Here is an 18,495-nt window from a genome sequence, read left to right on the forward strand (position 1 = left end):
CTCATCCACCGCGTCAACGCCGTCAAACGGGCACAGACCCGCGAGCGGAAGATCGGCGAGTTCGTCGCCATGCTGGCCCGCCACGAGACGATCTACCCGCAGAAGGCCAAGCCCCGAACTCGCCGTAATCGACATCTTCATGATCATGTGCACTCATCTCTGCCGCCGTCCGGGCGTTCAGTGGGGAACGCGCGGGGGATGCGTGCGCCGAGGAGTTCGTCGCGGAACGTCTGGATGCGCGTGATGACCTGTCGTCTGCCGATGGTGTTCTCGATGCGGTCGAGGTACAGGCATCGGGCGGCGAGTTTGTCGAGGTCGACGGTGAAGTAGATCGCCATGAGCGGGTTGACGAACAGGTCGCCGCCGCCGGTGCGCCGGGTGAACCGGATGTCTCCGAACGCGCCGCTGGTGGCGGCGGCGATCTGTCCTTGGACGATGCTCGGCCGGTCCGGGGTGGCGGCCTGGGCGTCGGCGACAGCGTCGCGGTACAGCGTCGCTTCCCGGCTGGAACCGGGGATGGACAGGGGACCGAGGTAGCCGCCGTCGCGGTCGAGTGCGGCGAGGTTCTCCAGCACCTGGACGTGGTTGACGCCGTCGTAGGCGTCGATGCCGAAACCGAGACTGGTCACCAGCTTGACCGGCACGTCCAGCGCGGCCGCGGCGGCCAGGCTGGTGATGTCCTCCACCGGCGTGCCGAGATCGCTTTCGTCGCCGCGCAGCAGGATGTCGGTGCCGCCATCGACAAGCACCACCGCATCGATGTCGAGCTGTTCGATCAGGTGCTGGTACGCCGCCCGTAGCGGCTGGACCCCGAGCGGCGGGAAGGCGTACACGGTCGACGGCAGTTCCTGGGTTGCCAGCCACCGGGCGAGCGTCCGTTCGGGGAAGTACCAGTCCGGGCTGGTGGTGTCGGGTCGCACCGCCGCGACGTGCTCCGTCACCCACGCGTCCCGGTCGATCAACTCGAGTTCGGAGAAGGACAGGCTGGCCAGGTGCACCTGTGCGCCGCCGCGCCACAGGGCGAACGCCAAGGGCAGGCCGGCGTACACGTCGAACCCCCCGCCCGCTCCGGCGATGAGGATACTTCGCTGGCCCCGGCCCTGGGTGTCGCGCCCGGCGTCTATCCGTTTCCCTGGGTCGACCAGGTGGAGGACTTCCTGGCCGAGTTGGAGCGAGGCTGGTCTGCTGGCTGCTGCCTCCGGCGTAGCGGCATTCGGCGGCGTGCCGGCCGGGGCGTTCGCGATGGTCACTGACGGCGGGGCGCCAGAGTTCGGGATGGGACGACGGTTCGACCTGCTGCTGTCCTGACCTGACCTGACCGTGAGTCGCATGGTCGGTCGCAGTGGGCCGTCAGGCTCAGTCGAGCAACCAGACGTGTAGCTGCGTGCCGTACGGAGTCGGGGCGAGCGCCGCCAGGGCGGACCACACTCCCGTGCTGACAACGAGCCAGCCAAATGCTTTCCGGTCGCCGACCCGCCAGGCTCGGATAAGGGTTGCCACCCCGAGGACCATGGTCACGAAAGCGAGCGGGTAGACGAACATCGCCAGCACCCGGCCAAGCTCGAACACCCAGAGCAGCGGGTTCCACGCCGAGTCCGGGCCGACCGGCGGAAGTGAATCCTTCGGATCGCCCAACCGATCCACCCTCGGGTCCAGCACAGCCGGGAGATCCCTGACGCGCAGTGCGGCTACGAGCAGCACACCGAAGCTGCCGATCAGATACATCACCAGCAACAGCAAGTGCGCCGACACCACTACGCGACCGCCGAATGAGGCGGTCGAAACTCGGTCCTGTCGACTCATCGGCGCAACGTACACGCTCGACATCAACCTCGAAAGCCCGCGCCCGGCAGGCTCAGTGCGCCTGTGAGAGCGCGCCCGGCATCGGCGGTCACCCGCTCATGCCGCCGTCCGTGCGCGGCAGCCAGCCTGGAGCCGTCATACTCCGTGACGAGCAGCACCCGAGCCGACCAACACCGGAACTGCCGAGAAGAGTGCATGCCTCGGGTGTGCGGATCGTCCTGTCGGTCTGCGGTAATCCGTGCGACCTTGATGGTGAAGATGGGTCGTGCCGGGCGGTCCGAGGCGGCCCTGGCCTAGGTGTCCTGCGGACGCGGTTCGGTGGTGGCGCGGTGGTAGCGGCCGGCGAGCGTACGCACGAGTTCGACGAGTTCCGCGGGTTCCGTCACGGTGAAGTCGACGCCGAGCAGGCCGAGGTGGACGGCGAGCGCCTCGATGCTGTCCGCGCCGGTGTCCAGCAGACAGTGGGTGTCGTCGACCGGGGTGATGGTGCCGATGGCGGCGTTGATTTGCTCGATGAGCTGTTCGGCCGGTGCGTGTACGACGACCTGGGCCCGGTACCGCCATGCGGCCGACGACACGCCCCGGCGTACCTGGTCGACGGCTTCCTCGGGGAGATCGCGGGGGATGAATCGGGGGCCCGTCGGGGTACGTGGGTGGAGCCGGTCCACCCGGAACGTTCGCCAGTCGGCCCGCTCGACGTCGAACCCGACGAGATACCACCGTCGTCCCCAGTTGACCAGCCGGTACGGTTCCACCTCGCGCCGGCTCTCGGAGCCGTCGTGGCTTCGGTAGCCGAATCGCAGGCGCTCGTGGTCCCGGCAGGCTGCGGCGAGGACACTCAGCCTGTCCGCGTCCACCCGCGGGCCCAGGTCGTCCCGCGGCACCACGACGGCGTACCGCTTGAGGGCGTCAACGCGACGCTGGAGTCGCGCCGGTAGCACCTGCTCCAGCTTGGCCAGCGCGCGCAATGAGGTCTCCTCGACCCCGGTGATCGTGCCCCCGGCGGCAGTGCGCAGCCCGATCGCCACCGCGACCGCTTCCTCGTCGTCGAGCAGCAGCGGCGGCAGCGTGGCCCCGGCGCCGAGTCGGTAGCCGCCCACCGCGCCCCGGCTGCCGTGCACCGGATAGCCGAGGTTCCGCAGGCGGTCCACGTCGTTGCGAACGGTCCGGGTGCTGACCGACAGCCGTTCGGCCAGTTCGGCGCCGGTCCACTCGCGGGGTGTCTGGAGTAGCGAGAGCAGGCGCAGCAGCCGCGCCGCGGTTTCCAACATTCTTCGCAGTATGCCAGGTTATTAGGAACGGTTCTTGCCTAATTCTTTCCTACGCTGATGACCATGACGAACGACAGCACGATCGCACCGTTCCGGATCGACATCCCCCAGGCCGAGCTCGACGATCTCCAGCAGCGGCTGGCCCGCACTCGGTGGGCGGAGGAACTGCCCGCGGACGAGTCGGCGCCGGCTGGTCCGGTGCCGCCCGGTTGGGAGTACGGCGTCCCGGTGGGCTACGTGAGGCAGCTGGTCGAGCGGTGGCGCACCGGGTACGACTGGCGGGCCTGGGAGGCGAGGCTGAACGCGTACCCGCAGTTCACCACCGAGATCGACGGCCAGAACATCCACTTCCTGCACGTGCGGTCGCCGGAGCCGGACGCGACGCCGCTGATACTGACCCACGGTTGGCCGACCTCGGTGGTCGAGTGGCTGGATGTGATCGGCCCGCTCACCGAGCCACGAACGCACGGCGGCGACCCGGCGGACGCGTTCCACCTGGTCATTCCGTCGGTGCCGGGTTTCGGCTTCTCCGGGTGGACCCGGGAGCGCGGCTGGGACCGGTACCGGGTGGCCCGGGCCTGGGCCGAGCTGATGCAGCGGCTCGGCTACGACCGGTACGGCGCGGCCGGCAACGACGGCGGATCGCTGATCTCGCCCGAGGTGGGCCGGGTCGATCCTGAGCACGTCTGCGGCGTGCACGTGACACAGGTCTTCTCGTTCCCGTCGGGCGACCCCGCCGAACTGGCCGGCCTCTCCGAGGAGGAGCGCGGCAAGCTCGCGTTCGCCGAGTGGTTCACCCAGAACCGGGGCGCGTACGACAAGCTCCAGTCCACCGAGCCGCAGAATCTGGCGCACGCTCTAGCCGACTCCCCGGCCGGCCTGCTGGGCTGGAACGCGCAGCTGCTCGGCGCTTCGCTCGACCCGGATTACGTGCTCACGAACGTGATGATCTACTGGCTGACCAACACAGCCGCCTCAGCCGCCCGGTTCTACTACGAGGACGCGGCGGCGGCCCCCGTACAGCAGAAGTCGAACGGCCGGGGCACCACCGTGCCGAAACCGACCACCGTGCCGAAACCGACCACCGTGCCCCTCGGCCTGGCCAACTTCGCCTGGGACTACCAGTCGATCCGGACGTTCGCCGACCGCGACCACGAAAACATCGTCTCCTGGAACGTCTACGACCGGGGCAGCCACTTCGCCGCCCACGACGCGCCCGATCTGCTCGTCCACGACATCCAGCAGTTCTTCCGCAAGGTTCGCTGATCCGCCGCCGGTTGTAGGCGGACCCCATCAGACCCCCCAGTCTTCACACGAAGGGAAACCCGCATGTATCTCGTCATTGGTGCCACGGCTCAGTTCGGACGTCAGGCAGTAGAAGAGCTGGTCGCCGCGGGTGCGCCGGTACGGGCGCTGACCCGTACCCCGGAACAGGCCGGGCTCCCGGCGGAAGTCGACGTCGTCCAGGGCGATCTGACCAAGCCCGAGACGCTGCCAGCGGCGCTGGCCGGCGTCGAAGCCGCCTTCCTGGTTCTGCAGCACGGGATGGATGTCGCTCCGCTACTGGCGGCCGCGGGGCGGGCCGGGGTGCGGCGGCTGGTGTTCCTGTCCTCGGGGGCGATCGTCCCGGGCGCCGAGCGGCAGCCCGACGTGATCGCCCAGTACCACCGCGACGTCGAGCAGGCCATCGAGGCGTCTGGGATCGAGTGGACGTTCCTGCGGCTACTCTTCCCCGCCATCAACTCGTTGACGTTCGCGATGCAGCTCCAGGGCGGTGACGTCATTCGCGCGCCGTACGCCGAAGCCGCGTTCAGCGCCGCGCACGAGAGGGACGTCGCCGAGGTGGCCGCGCGGATCCTGACCGGCGGCGGGCAAGCGGGACGGGCCTACGACCTGACCGGCCCCGAGTCGCTGACCCAGGCGCAGCAGGTCCGCATCCTCGGCGAGACGTTGGGGCGCCCGCTCACCGTCGAGGACCTCGACCCGGAGCCCGTGCTGGAGCAGATGAGCCAGTTCATGGACCCCGAGTTCCTGGCGGCGCTGTTCGGTCTCATGGCGCAGGCGGTCGGCAGGCCCGCGCCGGTCAACGACGTCATCGAGCAGATCACCGGGCACCCCGCGCGTACCTACGCTCGGTGGGCCGCGGATCACCGGGCCGACTTCGGCGGCTGATCGACGAGGCAGGGGCGGCATCCGCCGCCCCTGCCATACGATGGAAAGGACGGCACGGTGGCACAGGTGCTGCGGCGACGGGAGCTGGGGCGAGCCCTGCTGGCCCGTCAGATGCTGCTGGAACGGGCCGACGCGACCGCCGAGGAGGCGGTCACCCGGCTGGTCGGCATGCAGGCGCAGGCGCCCTACGCGCCCTACTTCGGGCTCTGGAGCAGATTGCGGAAGTTCGGCACTGCCGACCTGACGGACGCGCTGACCAAGCGCCGCCTGGCGCGGGTCGCGCTGATGCGCAGCACCGTCCACCTGGTCACCACGGCGGACTACCGCTCGTTGCGACCATGGGCGCAGCCCGCGCTCGACCGTGAGCTGGACACCGCGTTCAAGACGATCCTGACCGGTCTGGACCGTGCGGCCGTGGCGGAGTCGGGCCGGGCACTGCTCGGCGCACGACACCTCACCCCCAAGGAACTCGGCGCGGCGCTGCACGAGCGGTGGCCCGATCGCGAGCCCCGCGCACTCGCCACCGTGGTGCGGAACCTGGTACCGCTGGTGCAGGTGCCGCCACGCGCCGTCTGGGGCGTCGGCGGCACCACCCGGTACGCGACGGCGGCCTGCTGGACCGGAGCCGAGCCCGCCTCCGCCGCCGACTCCGAACACATCGTGCTGCGCTACCTCGCCGCGTTCGGCCCGGCGTCGGTCGCCGACGTGCAGACGTGGGCCGGCCGAACCCGGCTGCGGCCCGTCCTGGAGAGGCTGCGGCCACGGCTGGCGGTCTTCCGCGACGAGCACGGGGTGGAGCTGTTCGACCTCCCGGATGCGCCACGCCCCGACGCCGACGCCCGCGCGCCGGTTCGCTTCCTGCCCGAATACGACAACCTCCTGGCCTCCCATACCGACCGCACCCGCGTGATCTCAGAGGAGGCCCGCAAACGGGTCATGACGCGCAACGGGATGCGCGCCACCTTCCTCGTGGACGGGCAGGTGACGGGCGCCTGGAAGCTCCATCCAGGCAAGGCGTCAGCGACTCTGGAGATCGACCCGTTCCGGCCGCTGACCGCCATCGAGCGCGCCGAGATCGAGGCCGAAGGCGCCCGGCTGCTGGAGTTCGCCGTGCCCGGCGCCGCCCACGACCTCCGCGACGGCACGGCCCCGTCCGTCGGCTCCGAGGACAAGGTGACCGGCGAGGAAACCGGTCAGCAGTGATAGAACCGTGCTCATGCGCGCCTTCCACCGACGCCCGCTCACAGCCGAGCGGGCTGCGCCGCTGGCACCTTCCTCACCGTCCGTACGTCCGTCGGAGTCTCCCGCTGGTGCGTATGGACACACGCCCTGCCGACGCGGCGATGCCTCGGGTCGCCAAAGGTCACTGCTCCCGCGCAAGTCGAAGCGGACCGCACCGCTCCAGCCCCTGAACGCGCCGGTCAGCCAAGATCACGTGCGCACATCTGCCGCTGTCCGCGCGTTGGCCGCGCCCGGCGCAGTGCGCTGTCGTAGCCGATGAGATGACGCTGGTCACTGCCTGGCTGCGGGCGCATGCGGTAGACCGGCCCAGACTCGCCAGGCGCACGGGTCGAATGGGCCCGAGTTTAGGACGTCCGTCAACATCGCGGTGCTGGCAGTAAACGCATCGGCTAGGTCGTGACGGCCCGCAACCTGCCAGTGCGCCTCACGGACCTGGTGCATGTTGTGGTTCTGCGGGCACCAGCAGGCTACTTCGACCGCCGCGTTCACGGTGAGCTTCGGCCGCCACGCGATGTCGAGCGTCAGTTCGAGCCAATCGTCGCCCGTGTTGATCAACGTGATCGTCGTGTCGACGAGGAGCAGATAGTTGCGTTCGGAGGACACCGGCGGACAGTCGGCGTGCTCTGGATACCAGTGCCATGCGGTGCGGTTGGCGGCCGAGTGGTGGGTGTCCAACTTGTGTGCCAGTCTTCGCAGGTCGTCCTCCGCCGCCACGTAGTGCCTGGGGAGCACGTCATGCAACGGAACGTTGGCGATCGACGTTGCTGGTCCTGGCATGCACCAATGCTCGCACTGATCTGCCGCCGAGCGGGTCCGCGAGGCGTATTCGTACGCGTCCGGGTACCGTCACGCCGTGCACGCAGCTACCGATCCTGATCTCCGATCGCTGAGCATCCGGCAACTGCTCGGGCTCTACTCTCGGATCCTCACTGAGCTGATCCAACGTGGCGTTGTCAGGTCGCGCAACGCCCCTGCTGGTGACCTGGCCGAGTCCGTCGTCGCAAAGGCCTATCGAGGCCAACTCGCGCCGCAATCGGAGAAGAGCTGGGACGTTCGTGCGGAAGACGGCACCTTGCTGCAGGTCAAGTGCCGCGTCATCGAGCCCGGCGGCGGACGTACCCATGTTTACTCGCCGTTTCGGAGCTGGAGCTTCGATGCCTGCGTTTTCGTCATTCTGAACAGCGTCACCTACAACATCGATCAAGCTGTCGAGGTTCCGGCCGACCAAGTCAAGGGAGCCGCCCGAGCGAGCTCGTGGGTCGCCGGTCACCGAATCACCGTGGGGCAGATCCGTGCAGGCCTCGAAGGCGCAGTCGACGTGACTGACCGGCTTCGAGAAGCCTATGTGGCACTGGACCGATTGGAGCAGACGCCGGTTGTCTGACCTCTCCCAGCGCGCGTACTTGATCTGCCGCTACGGGTGGGCTGGTGTTAATCGCCGGTGGTGACGCACGGTGATGTATGGCTGTCTCTCCTGCTTCGGCTTTCAAGGTCGTACCTGCCGACCAACTCGTTGTGCGCGCTCCAGTGTCGGCCTTCCTGGGCCGCTACCGCGGGCAGACTCGCGTCCATACCGAGTTCGACCTGCGAGTCTTCCTGCACTGGTGCACCGACCACCGTCTTGACCCTTTGGCTGCGGCGCGGGTGGACATCGAGCGGTACGTGCGCTGGCTGCAAGACGTCCGCCGGTACCAGCCCTCACCGGTTTCGCGGCGCCTGTCGGTCGTGGTGGGGTCGAAGCACTCGCCAGCCGATCACGTCCGTCGACCCACGGTGCCGTCCGAGTCGTCGACCCTCGGACTCGGGCACCTGCAGTTCGAAGCTCTGATCACTACCGCCCGGCTGTCGGTCAACCCGACCGACTTCGCCCCGGTCGCGCTCTTGGGCCTGCTCGGCTTGTGGATCTTCGAAGCCTGCGGTTCGAACACCGCCGACCTGGGCGAGGAACACGGGCACCGGGTCCGGCGCGTGCGCGGCAAGGGTGGCAGGGTCGTTCTTGTCCCGCTGCCACCCGCGGTCGCCCGAGCCATTGACCGGGGCCGTCGATGAGCGCACCGGCGGGCCGATCCCTGCGCAACACCCACGGCCGGCAGATAGATCGGCACGCCGCCGAGAACCACCATGCGCTACGACCGAGCCCGCAAGAGCCTCGACCGCCACCCCAACTACATCCTCGCCTCGGCAAGATGAGCGCATGGTCGAGAGCGAAGCGGTTCTGCTGGCGTTGCTGCGCGAGCTTGATGATCCGGAATGGCTGGAGTGGCCGCAGCACTACGACCGTGGCCAGACCGCAGCCCGCTTCGGTGGTCTGCTGACCCGACTTGAAGGCGACTTCGCAGCTCGCTGCACGGATGAGCAGGACACTCAGGACTCCAGCGAGTACGGACGCGTCGTCGTGCCGGCTGACGCGACCGTATGCGGAACCCGGATCGTCGTCTGCGTGAGCAAATTCGGCTCACTGGCGCTGGTCTGCGCGGACAACCCCGGTGCCTTCCTCGGAACGGAGGAAGCTCAGGCCGAGGGCGAGTTGGACGGCGCTGACCTTGCCAAGGTCAACCGGGCGTTGGTTGGGCTCGGCTATGTAGTGGTTGCCGAGGAACTGTTGGAGAGCGACTACGACGGGCCGAGCCGACTGCCCTCGCATGTTCAGCGGCCCACCTGGTGGGCTCGCTTCTTCGGCTTCTTCTGACGATCACGCCGACAGGGTCAGGCCCGTGCCGCCAGGCAGCCGTCGATGACCTCCGGCCGGTGCTGGAGCATCTTGAGCTTGCGCTGCACGGCGCGGGTGACCTGGCCGAGGTCGGCGGCGGCCAGGTTGCCGATATCGCGCTTGACGAGCGACCAATGCCCTCCTGCGGGTTGAGGTCCGGGGCGTACGTCGGCAACTGGAACACGGTGAGCCAGTCGGCGTTGGCCCCGGAGATCGGGAAGACCGAATCCCGTAAGGTCGTCGCACTGATCGTCGGCGACGGCTACAAGAACCTCGTCGAGGTCACCGTCGACACCGATGGCACCACCGGCGACGACTCCGGCTCCGTCATCGCCACCGACGGTCACCCCTTCTGGGTCTCCGACCTCGGCGAGTGGATCGACGCCAAGGACCTCAAGCCCGGACAGTGGCTACGCACCTCAGCCGGCACCTACGTCCAGGTCGAGGCCGTACGACCCTCGTCCACAACTGCAAAACTGGCAAGAATGCCGCCGGTCAGCCGTGCGACTGCAAGCACCCTCGGAAGGTTGGCGGCGCGCCAGGCACTCGACCCGGCATGAAATTCACGCCTGCTGGTCGCCGGATCGTGGTTGCTCAAAATCAGGCAAGAAATGGCGGTCAGGCTACGTGCTATTGGTGCGGCGAAGCGCACATGGTCGAGGTCAACGGGCAGATGTTCCCGCCGAAACAGGTCCTCGGGAATGTCACTGGATGGGAGCGCGCAACGTTCACAACCATGGAGGCGCAACGCGTACTGACCCGGATCGGGTTCGTGTACGGAGGCGCGTGCGGGGCGTATCCGGAAAGCAGGACAGTTTATTATGGACTCCGTCCGCGACTCAGTTCAAGAGACGATGAGCTACCACGGTGACGAACAATTCCGGCGCGGGTTCAGTGCGGCCGCCGGCATCGCTTTGTGGCAAATCCAGGAGAGGCTCGATGACTTGAGGGAGCAGATGAAGGGCAAAGGCCTCAGCCAAGCTGAGCAAGCCTTCTACGCCCATCTTGACGAGCTCAAGTCCGAGACCGAAGCCGATTGCGACCACTTCTGGCGAGGTAGCCGTGTGAACTGGCGACCACCCAAGCCCGTGGCCAAGGCTGTCATCCGGTGCACCGACGAGACAGGGTCATAGGTATGAGGCGCCAGACTCGTGAGCGATAAGGCACGCCGGGAACAACCGAACGTGACTTCCCGTGCCTGCGAACGCGGCGGCCCTAATCAATCTCTCCCCGCGCCTCTACGCCGCCAAGAAACGTACGCCGTGGCACCCGGATCTGCCGCCGTTCGTGCGCGCCAGCCAGCCTGGAGTCGTCAAACTCCGTGGCGGGCGGCACCCCGAGCCGGCCACGCCCGGAACTGTCGATGCCAGTGCATCGGCTGTGGCCGTTCAGAGTGATCCTGTTTCCGTGACCATGCCGGTGCATCCTGACCGTTGGGCATCTGGTCTAGTTCCGGGCTGATCGAACGGCGGTGGGATCGTTGCGGACTTAGCTACCGCTGACGGCAGGCGACGTCGAGCACCTCAGACAGTTGCTCGCTGGTCAACCGCCGGGCCTCCCAGGCCAACCGGGCAAGTTCAACGCGGTCGCGGTGCAGACGTGGATCGGTGGCCGCAGCAACTCCGGCGACGGCAGCCAAGTCGTCGTCAGGAATACCCAGGACGGTGGCGAACGCCGTCACGTATTGCGGCGTCAGCCGCGTGCGGCCGGGTCCCAACATCGCCATCGTGGCGTAGGGCACCATCGGCCCGTCGCCGATCCGGTACAACACCTTTGGGCTGTAGGGCCCGATGTTGCGGTTCCGCAGTAGCCGCAACATCATTTCGCCAGGCCCGAGCGGGTAGCTGTGGCGCGGCGGTACAGGCGGCCAGGCCGGCGGATGCTCGGGTAGCGACCGGACGAACTCGCGCAACCGGCGTAGCGACTGCGGCGCCAGCTTGGCCGCGTCTTCCAGTACCGTCCCGACATGCCAAGGCTCGGTACCGCTGGCAGGCACCAGATCTTGCGGCAGATCGAGCCCGGCGACCACGAAGAGATCGGCCGTGTGCCACCCGAGCATCGGCGCCAGCCGCCGCACCAACGAAGGACTGGCCGCGCCACCGGTCAGCAGAGTGTCGAGTTCCGGCCGCAGGGCGCCCGCTGTCGCGGCGACCTCGGGCCACCGATGCGCCAACAGCCGCCCCAGCGCGGCTCCGCTCGCAGCCTCCACCATCGCGGTCAGCATAGCCACCCGTCGACGGGTACTGCCTCGTCCTGCGTCGTGGTTTCGGGCACCGGCGCGTGCTCGTGCGGCCTGTCGGACAGGGCCACCATTGGCTCCGTGACCAGTTTTCCTGCGCAGGCGCGCCGCGTCCGTGACAGCACCCTTTCGCCGCAGCGTCGGCTCTACGCGTTGCGGGAGTGGGCTCACCGACGATCTCGGCGCGCTCGTCCGCGCCGCCGGCGAACTGCAGCGGGCTCGCACTGATCTGCCGCTGCCAGCGTGTGTCTGTGGTGGCGTTCAGCAGGTCGAGTGGAACAGGCCTGCGACGGCGCTGCCACTGGTGGCGAGGTTGTTGTAGATCTGGACCGCCTCGGTGGTCTCGGCCATGTGGACGGTGACCCCGCGCTCGTTGAGCAGGCTGAGGGTGCGTGGGTCGACCTGGAGTTGCAGTTGCATGCCACGCGACAGTACGACGGTCGTGGCGCCGTGAGCTAGAAGCTCGTGGACATCGTCGGGCTGAATACCGGGGCGGTGGCGAGTACCGGTTTCGGACCAGTCCCACGGGCGGCCACCCCCGGGGTGGAGCTTGAAGTCCTTACCAAATCCCAAGTTTTCGACGTCCATGCGACCCCACGAGATCGACAGGACGAGTGGCGACCGAGTTGTCTCGTTGGACACGGCGTCCCCTCGCTCAGCGGAGCCGCGTCGGCCGCGGCCATGTTCTGTACAGGCTGTCAGAACTCACTCCCATGCCGCGAGGTGCTCTTAGGTGCTTGTCATCGACAGTGACGTCTGGTGCCGGTCGCCAACGTCCGGACGTGCCGCGATCCGCGCGCTACGCAGTGCCACGAGGACCGGATCAAATTTGGCTTCCGGTCGTGCCGATGAGCGGATGCCCCAGGATCCCATGGGGTGTGATGATCGGTAGGCATGAACAGCAGCGACGATTCCCCGTCGAGGACCGTGGCACTGGGTCGGATAGTGGTGCCGTCGCGGACTGTCGTGCTGGCCTGCGGCGGGTCTCTCGATCAGTGGACCGACCTTGGCAGCCACCAGTATCTCGGATGGCGAGCCGGCTGGCAGGATCCCTTGGCATCGGAGTGGTCGAGGTAGCCAACTTCCTGATCCTCTGTGTCGGCTGGGCACCGAGCGAGCTTCAGCGATTCAAAGCAGGCAGGCCGTTTGGACAGATGTACCCGGTTAGTTGGCGAACGGTCGGTGGTAGCCGTGTCACCTGCGACTGGTCGTCAGTCAGGTTGATGCGTCAACAGGATGGCCCGGCCGTCGACGTTGAGCACGTGCCCGGCGCCGAGGCGGGCCAGGGGCGTTTCCCAGTGCACGTGCCCGCACACGGTCAGGGCCGGCGCCTGGGTGCGCAGATGGGCGCCGATCGCGGGATGGCCGGGCTGGTCGTTGCCCTCACCCTGGGGGCCTTCGTGCAGGACGAGCACGGCTGGATCGGCGGCGAGCGCGGCGCCGATGCGGGCCAGCTGGGTGGGTTCGCTGCGGCGGCCAGACCGGAGCGGGTCGCCGATGATGCTCCCGACGCCGGCGAAGCGCATCCCGCCGTGGTCGATCCAGCCTCCGTCCAGCAGCGCCGCGGCTGGGCCGAGTTCGGCCAGCTGGTCGCTGGCGATGACGTCGTGGTTGCCGGCCACCCCGACGACCAGCCGGCAGCCGACCGCGACCAACGCCCACCACACGTCGGCGACCTCGCCGGAGGCGCCGCGCCGGTCGGCGTGGGCGGTGGAGTACAGGTCCCCGACGAGGACCACGGCGAGGCGCTCCGACGGTGGGATGAGCCCCTGCTCGGCCCACACCGGCAGATAGTCAGCCAGCGCGACACCCAGCAGCACGGGCGGGCCGCCCCACGGCGACGGCGCCACGCCCTGCAGATCCCCCGTGACCAGCACCGCGTCGCAGCCGGCGGGTAATGCCTCGACGCCCAGGCGCCCGACCGTCAGCCGGGCCGTCTCGGTGCCGCCGCCCGACCGCGCCCGCTGGTAGGTCACCTCGGTGACCGGTTCGACGCCACGGCCGGTGATGCGCACGTCGACACCGTAGCCGCACCCCACCACCACAGCGCGGAGTTTTTCTGGCGTCCAGCGGGGCAGGCTGCCGCTGCCCGATGCGACCTCAGACGTTGCGCGATGTGCCGGCCGATCCCGTTACAGCCCTCCACCGTCCAGATCCGGTCCTTGTGCTGCCGGCCGAGCTTGAGCATGGCCTGGTAGCCGTCGCGGTCGGTGATTAACCGACCCTGACCAAGGATCATCTCGCGGTCGTTGCTGATCTCGATGGTCGTGGACCGCCTGTGCGGATCCATGCCGATGACGACGCGTCCCACCGTCGTCCTCCTCGAACAAACCGGGCTGAATCCGGCGAGGAGGGCAGTGCTACTTCGAGCTGGGCAACCCCTCTTGAGCGTCTCTGCGCCACGGTGACCGGCAGGAGACATGCCATGAGTGAGCCACACCAAACCACGGCGGGCAGCCGATGAGAGAGCCACCCCCGCCGGTCACCCCGACCAAGCCTGGCCGGGCTGCGGTTGTAGCACCAGTAGGTACGTAGCCGTTGAGCGGATGCTGGCGATGAGCTGCCGAGCGAGTCTGGGCGGGAGACGGGGGTTGCGGGCGGCGGCTTCGGCCAGCTGCGAGTCGGCATCGTGGAGCAGCCTGATGATCTCTGGCAGCGGCAGTGCCGGGTTGGCTGCCACGAGGCGGCGGGTGGTGTGGTCATCGTGGGATGCCAGCGCGGTGGCAACGGCGGCTGGCAGGTTCGGGCCGGTCGCGGCGACACGGCGATGGTCGTCGCTGCCGGAGGCTGCGAACCCGGCGAGAGCATGTGAGGGCATGTTGGGATGCTTGACGAGGTTCCAGCGTGCATGGCCGGCACGGCGGATGAGGTCGGGGAGGATGTCTGCGGGAGCCTCGGGATGGTTCTCGGCTAGCAGGAGCCGCACGCTGTGGTCCTCGTCGGCGGCCAGCCTCGCGACGGCCCAGGTGGGTAGGTCTGACGAAAACGCCACCGCTCGGCGGCAGAAGACGAACCGGGAGTCGACGTACCCCAGGCGCTCGGCGAGCGTCGAACGGTGTGGGCGAAGCCAGTCGGCGACGTGGTAATCGCGGATGTCCACGCTGGCCGCGATCTGCTCGCGTGCCTCGTCAGGCAGGTCCGGGTGCAGCATCGCTGCCGCGCGGACGTCCTCGTCTGGGTCCCGGCCCAACCGCAGTACCATCGCGAGCGGTGTGTGTCGATTGCGTGCCACCGCCTCGCGGACAGCCGGATCCGGATCGGTGACGAGGGTGGCGGCATCCTCGGGATTCAGCGGCGCTTCCTCGGCTGCCTGCTGGCGGGTCTCGGGATCGGCGAGCAACTGGGCCACGAGGTCGGGTGGTGGCGTCGTGGTGAGCAGGGCGCTGCGGCGTACCTCAGCGTCCGAGTCGGCCAACAGTGCTCGTGCAACCGACTCCGGCAGCGGCCGCCAGGACTGGGCAACAGCCCGCCTGACAAGGACAGCGGGATGCGCTGCCAGGTGCAGGCCCACCCGCATCGCTGGATTGGGCCGGTACGCGAGTGCGCGACGCACCTCGACGTCGGGGTCGTGGGCAAGCGCCCATTGGGCCGCCTCCGGCAATGGCAGGTCCACCGTGGGCCGGAAGTCGCGGCTGTGGCCCTGTGCCAGCGCGTGACGTACCTGCCGATCCGGATCGGCGACCAGCACGGACCACACATGCATGGCGGCGACTGGGTTGCGCGCCAGTGACCGTCGCAGCGTCGGATCTGCCCGCCGAGCCAGTGCCATGGCCGCTGCGCGGGTCAGGTCGTCTCGTTCGGCTAGCGCCACCAGAGTCAGCAGGTCGACGCTGTCCAGCAACGGCCGGAGCAATGCCAGGTCCAACGCGGCGTTTGCCGCCAGACCACGTAACACCGCAACCATGGCGGGTGGCGTGACTTCCGAGGTCACCACGGCTCCCCACGAAACGGTCGGTCTCGTACTTGGCCAGCGGTACGACCTCGCACCGGGGGCATCCTACTGAGCTTCCCCGTCGCGCCCGGCGGCAAGAAGTCCATGCCGTTGACGAACCGATCACAGCCATCGTCCTTCCTGCCGCCGACCGTGCGTCACGGAGCGGAGCCGGTGTCCATGGACGGCGGTGCACGGTCGTAGCCGAGTCGAGTGCGTCAGCCAGCCCGCCGGAGCTCGGAGGCGCTCGGCCCGACGGATCTTGTTTTGCCCAGCTACTCGATCGCTACTTCGCTGGCGCTAGCAAGATTCGGTGGGTCCACTCCAGCAGACGGGTCACACGGAATGAGCCGGTCCAGCCGACCGGCGGGGCATTGTCCTCATACTCGACCGCCGACCAGCAGTCGTCGAACTTGACTGTGTACTCGCGGTTGCCTGGGAAAACGTCGGTGACGGTTCCCACCACAACTTCACCCTCGGGGTACCGTCTGGTGATCGCGGCCCATTCCTCACCGGACCAGCGCAAGAAGCGGGCCCCACGACCTCGCATCCCGGCATCCAACGGAAACAGCCGCACCTGGCCGGGCCGGTGTTGCCCCACCTCGAAGAGCCCAGCCTTGCCGACCGGAGGCCAGTCGGCCGGGTCATCCGGCAGGTGTAGGACGTCGACCCATCCTTGCGGCGGCTGGTCAAGGTCTACCAGAACCCCTGCCCGTCCCGCGCCCATGGGGACGGCACTCACTGTGCCTCGCACCCGGTCGCCCACCGGGAAGGCGAGACGTGCCGCGAACAGTTCGTCAGCGCTCGTCGACAACCGGCAGTCCTCCCTTCACGGCGCGTGCATCCACCACCTGCATTATGAGTCCCCTGCCGGTCGGTGCGGATGCACTCATCGGCCGCGACCGTGCGCTACGCAGCGTCACGCGGGGGAGTGCAGGCGACGTCCGGACTGGCCGATGAGCAAGGGTCTGCGGATGCGGGCCGGTGGTCCGGATGCCCACCCACCTGCCGGCCGGAACGTCGATGAGTCGAGACCGGTGGGGACCGGCGTACCCGGGGACACGGCGACCCCGTGAAGGTAGGTCAGCTCGCTGCCCTCGGCGTAGTCGGGGTCAAGGTCGTCGCTGACCGCGAGCAGGCCGCTCGGCTCAGTATTGCCGAGAGCCTTCAAGCGCAGGTGCTCCTCCGCCGGCAGTGCGGGGCTGTGCCGCTGGATGTGTGGGGTTGATGCCTTGATACACCAGCCGGACGCGGCCGCGTGCCCCACGAGTCGGACCTCGGGATGGTCGACGATGCGGGCGTCCACGTGTTCGCTCCCTCTGACGGTCAGCCGGAGTGCCAAGATCATCAAGCCTCCATCCGAAATCAACCTTGGTCGCAGCGCACCGGGCAGCACCCGACAAAAGCCGCGCGGAAAGTGTCGGGCGATCGAGACCGGCGCCGCCGCACGATGGGGGCATGGATGACACGACCTTGGTGGCCCGCTTTCTTCGCGACGGCTTCGTGAAGCTGAAGGGCGCCGTCGCGCCGCGCGTGGCATCGGACTGCGCGCGGCTGCTGTGGCGGGCGACGGGCTGCGACCCGGACGATCCAGCGACGTGGACGCAGCCCGTGCACTGGGTGCCCGGCATGGCGCAGGGACCGTTCGCCGCCGCCCCCAACTCCCCGTTCCTCCATCGCGCGTACGACCTGCTCGTCGGAGCGGGACGCTGGGAGCCGCGCTACTCGCTGGGCACGTTCCCGCTGCGCTTCCCGCACGAAGAGGAGCCGGACGACGCGGGCTGGCACATCGAGGGCAGCTATCTGCCGGAGGGCGAGAGCTGGTACTTCACCAACGTGCGCTCCCGCGGCCGGGCGCTGCTGATGCTGTTCCTGTTCAGTGAGGTCGGGGAGAAGGACGCCCCGACCCGGATCCGGGTCGGCTCGCACCTCGACGTGCCGAAGGTGCTGGAAAAGTACGGGGAGAACGGAGCGAGCGGACTAGCCATTGCGCCCGACCTGGTGGCGGCGTCCGAGCACCGGCCGCTCGCCCTCGCCACCGGATCTCCGGGCGACGTCTTCCTGTGCCACCCGTTCCTGGTGCACGCGGCGCAACCGCACCACGGAGCGCGACCTCGCCTCATGGCCCAACCGCCGCTGATGCCGGCCGCACCGTACGAACTGGAGCGGGCCGACGGCGCGTACTCACCCGTGGAGATCGCGATCCGTCGGGGTCTCGGACAGGACGCCCTCGGTCCGGACGGGGACGGCACCGACCGCGGCGCCGGGGCGACTTGCCCCGTCCGTTCCTGAGTGCCTGGCCACGGTCTTGTTGGAAACCTCGGGCAGTCAGGGTGAGGTCCAAGGCGGGGCGCCGATGAGGGTGCGGTGCCGGAAGAAGGCGTGCCCGGGGTCAAGCCCGGTGGCGGATCCTGGCCGGCATCCAGCGTGGGATCAGCGAGTCGGTGCTGTCCGACCGGCTGGGCGAGCTCGTCCGGGTCGGGCTGGTCCGGCCGGGCTGGGGTTACTTCAGTGATGCATGCCGGCGGTGGTTGCCGGGACTGTCATGCAGGGCGCAGACCCGCATGGGGATTGCCCGGCTCGCGAGCGAGCCTTCTGCTTGCCTGTGTTGACCGGTTCGCCGGTTCCGCTTCAGGCGCAGCCGCGGTACTGCAACGCGGCGTCCTTCATATAGGCCCAGAGTGCCAGGCCGTTCCAGTAGTCGTAGGTGAGTGTCCAGCCGTTGGCGGTGTTGCCGGTGGGGCCGGTGACGACCTGTCCGTAGCGGCGGGTGCCGTACAGGGTCGACTCGTTGGGGGCGGTATAGATGCCCGCGTAGTCCCAGACGACGGTGAAGCTGCTCGTCGTGCAGGCCGCCTGCGCCGTCCCGGCCGGTACGAGAGCCGTCAGTGCGGTCGCCGCGAGGCAGGCCGCCGTCGTGTGTAGTAGCAGTCGTCGAACGGTCATTGCGTCATCCTATCGATGGTCGTGAACGAATGCAGCTGGCGCCATCGCCCAACGCAGCTCCGGAGGTCCGCCACCGCGCATATCCGGTCCGGCGCTACCCGTAGCACGGATCTGTTCCGCCGTGCCCGTACCAACAACGGTTCGCCCGCACCGGTCGAATTGTCAGACGCGGCCTAACCTC

The 18,495-nt window shown here is 68.5% G+C and carries 21 protein-coding genes and 1 pseudogene; 9 read left to right on the forward strand and 13 right to left on the reverse strand.

The window, feature by feature from the left end; all coding sequences use genetic code 11:
• A pseudogene (locus ABZ809_RS08540) lies at nucleotides 1-114 on the forward strand (YdeI/OmpD-associated family protein); the annotation flags it as partial.
• A gap of 29 nt (nucleotides 115-143) precedes the next feature.
• Here the strand turns inward: ABZ809_RS08540 and ABZ809_RS08545 are convergent.
• The 3 genes from ABZ809_RS08545 to ABZ809_RS08555 form a co-directional block, all read right to left on the reverse strand.
• The gene (locus tag ABZ809_RS08545; protein ID WP_357561830.1) at nucleotides 144-1,049 is read right to left on the reverse strand and encodes a DUF1152 domain-containing protein; all 906 of its coding nucleotides are present in this window, start codon (nucleotides 1,047-1,049) and stop codon (nucleotides 144-146) included.
• Between the two features lie 307 nt (nucleotides 1,050-1,356).
• Complete coding sequence (locus ABZ809_RS08550; RefSeq protein WP_357561831.1) at nucleotides 1,357-1,803, reverse strand: hypothetical protein; 447 nt, start codon at nucleotides 1,801-1,803, stop codon at nucleotides 1,357-1,359.
• A 293-nt stretch (nucleotides 1,804-2,096) separates the two neighbouring features.
• On the reverse strand, nucleotides 2,097-3,074 hold the full coding sequence (locus tag ABZ809_RS08555) for a YafY family protein (protein WP_121686689.1): 978 nt from the start codon (nucleotides 3,072-3,074) through the stop codon (nucleotides 2,097-2,099).
• Nucleotides 3,075-3,137: 63 nt separating this feature from the next.
• On the opposite strand from ABZ809_RS08555, the gene ABZ809_RS08560 reads away from it, so the two are divergent.
• The 3 genes from ABZ809_RS08560 to ABZ809_RS08570 all read left to right on the forward strand — a co-directional run bounded on the left by ABZ809_RS08560 (nucleotide 3,138) and on the right by ABZ809_RS08570 (nucleotide 6,449).
• Nucleotides 3,138-4,340 (forward strand): epoxide hydrolase family protein, encoded by a 1,203-nt coding sequence (locus tag ABZ809_RS08560; protein ID WP_357561832.1) that lies wholly within the window; start codon nucleotides 3,138-3,140, stop codon nucleotides 4,338-4,340.
• A gap of 63 nt (nucleotides 4,341-4,403) precedes the next feature.
• On the forward strand, nucleotides 4,404-5,246 hold the full coding sequence (locus tag ABZ809_RS08565; protein ID WP_357561833.1) for an NAD(P)H-binding protein: 843 nt from the start codon (nucleotides 4,404-4,406) through the stop codon (nucleotides 5,244-5,246).
• Nucleotides 5,247-5,303: 57 nt separating this feature from the next.
• A complete protein-coding gene (locus tag ABZ809_RS08570; RefSeq protein WP_357561834.1) occupies nucleotides 5,304-6,449 on the forward strand; it encodes a winged helix DNA-binding domain-containing protein in 1,146 nt (381 codons plus the stop codon).
• A 309-nt stretch (nucleotides 6,450-6,758) separates the two neighbouring features.
• Here ABZ809_RS08570 and ABZ809_RS08575 read toward each other — a convergent pair whose 3' ends face one another.
• Entirely contained in the window at nucleotides 6,759-7,265 is a 507-nt protein-coding gene (locus ABZ809_RS08575) for a hypothetical protein (RefSeq protein WP_357561835.1), read from the reverse strand.
• A 76-nt stretch (nucleotides 7,266-7,341) separates the two neighbouring features.
• On the opposite strand from ABZ809_RS08575, the gene ABZ809_RS08580 reads away from it, so the two are divergent.
• From ABZ809_RS08580 to ABZ809_RS08595, 4 genes are all read left to right on the forward strand, one after another.
• Nucleotides 7,342-7,872, forward strand: coding sequence for a hypothetical protein (locus ABZ809_RS08580; protein WP_357561836.1), 531 nt, complete (start codon nucleotides 7,342-7,344; stop codon nucleotides 7,870-7,872).
• Between the two features lie 77 nt (nucleotides 7,873-7,949).
• A complete protein-coding gene (locus ABZ809_RS08585) occupies nucleotides 7,950-8,537 on the forward strand; it encodes a hypothetical protein (RefSeq protein WP_357561837.1) in 588 nt (195 codons plus the stop codon).
• Between the two features lie 145 nt (nucleotides 8,538-8,682).
• Entirely contained in the window at nucleotides 8,683-9,177 is a 495-nt protein-coding gene (locus ABZ809_RS08590) for a hypothetical protein (RefSeq protein WP_357561838.1), read from the forward strand.
• Complete coding sequence (locus ABZ809_RS08595; RefSeq protein ID WP_357561839.1) at nucleotides 9,150-9,758, forward strand: polymorphic toxin-type HINT domain-containing protein; 609 nt, start codon at nucleotides 9,150-9,152, stop codon at nucleotides 9,756-9,758. The genes ABZ809_RS08590 and ABZ809_RS08595 overlap by 28 nt, the downstream gene beginning before the upstream one ends.
• Nucleotides 9,759-10,037: 279 nt before the next feature.
• On the opposite strand, the gene ABZ809_RS08600 is transcribed toward ABZ809_RS08595, so the two are convergent.
• The 8 genes from ABZ809_RS08600 to ABZ809_RS08635 form a co-directional block, all read right to left on the reverse strand.
• Entirely contained in the window at nucleotides 10,038-10,244 is a 207-nt protein-coding gene (locus ABZ809_RS08600; protein WP_357561840.1) for a hypothetical protein, read from the reverse strand.
• Nucleotides 10,245-10,690: 446 nt separating this feature from the next.
• On the reverse strand, nucleotides 10,691-11,428 hold the full coding sequence (locus ABZ809_RS08605; protein ID WP_357561841.1) for a hypothetical protein: 738 nt from the start codon (nucleotides 11,426-11,428) through the stop codon (nucleotides 10,691-10,693).
• Between the two features lie 270 nt (nucleotides 11,429-11,698).
• On the reverse strand, nucleotides 11,699-12,079 hold the full coding sequence (locus tag ABZ809_RS08610; protein ID WP_357561842.1) for an Mth938-like domain-containing protein: 381 nt from the start codon (nucleotides 12,077-12,079) through the stop codon (nucleotides 11,699-11,701).
• Between the two features lie 569 nt (nucleotides 12,080-12,648).
• Nucleotides 12,649-13,452, reverse strand: a complete 804-nt coding sequence (locus ABZ809_RS08615; RefSeq protein ID WP_357561843.1) for a metallophosphoesterase — start codon at nucleotides 13,450-13,452, stop codon at nucleotides 12,649-12,651.
• The gene (locus ABZ809_RS08620; protein ID WP_357561844.1) at nucleotides 13,410-13,748 is read right to left on the reverse strand and encodes a hypothetical protein; all 339 of its coding nucleotides are present in this window, start codon (nucleotides 13,746-13,748) and stop codon (nucleotides 13,410-13,412) included. The genes ABZ809_RS08615 and ABZ809_RS08620 overlap by 43 nt, the downstream gene beginning before the upstream one ends.
• A 171-nt stretch (nucleotides 13,749-13,919) precedes the next feature.
• Nucleotides 13,920-15,368: a hypothetical protein gene (locus ABZ809_RS08625; protein WP_357561845.1), complete on the reverse strand. Its 1,449-nt coding sequence runs from the start codon at nucleotides 15,366-15,368 to the stop codon at nucleotides 13,920-13,922.
• Nucleotides 15,369-15,654: 286 nt separating this feature from the next.
• Nucleotides 15,655-16,182, reverse strand: a complete 528-nt coding sequence (locus ABZ809_RS08630; RefSeq protein ID WP_357561846.1) for a hypothetical protein — start codon at nucleotides 16,180-16,182, stop codon at nucleotides 15,655-15,657.
• A gap of 105 nt (nucleotides 16,183-16,287) precedes the next feature.
• The gene (locus ABZ809_RS08635; RefSeq protein WP_357561847.1) at nucleotides 16,288-16,716 is read right to left on the reverse strand and encodes a GyrI-like domain-containing protein; all 429 of its coding nucleotides are present in this window, start codon (nucleotides 16,714-16,716) and stop codon (nucleotides 16,288-16,290) included.
• Between the two features lie 110 nt (nucleotides 16,717-16,826).
• Here ABZ809_RS08635 and ABZ809_RS08640 point away from each other — a divergent pair, with 110 nt between their 5' ends.
• Entirely contained in the window at nucleotides 16,827-17,660 is an 834-nt protein-coding gene (locus tag ABZ809_RS08640; protein WP_357561848.1) for a phytanoyl-CoA dioxygenase family protein, read from the forward strand.
• A 339-nt stretch (nucleotides 17,661-17,999) separates the two neighbouring features.
• Here the strand turns inward: ABZ809_RS08640 and ABZ809_RS08645 are convergent, their stop codons facing one another.
• A complete protein-coding gene (locus tag ABZ809_RS08645) occupies nucleotides 18,000-18,314 on the reverse strand; it encodes a hypothetical protein (protein WP_357561849.1) in 315 nt (104 codons plus the stop codon).
• Nucleotides 18,315-18,495: the final 181 nt, after the last annotated feature.

Origin of the sequence: Micromonospora sp. NPDC047074, from assembly GCF_040643815.1 — a bacterium.
Taxonomy (GTDB): Bacteria; Actinomycetota; Actinomycetes; order Mycobacteriales; family Micromonosporaceae; genus Micromonospora.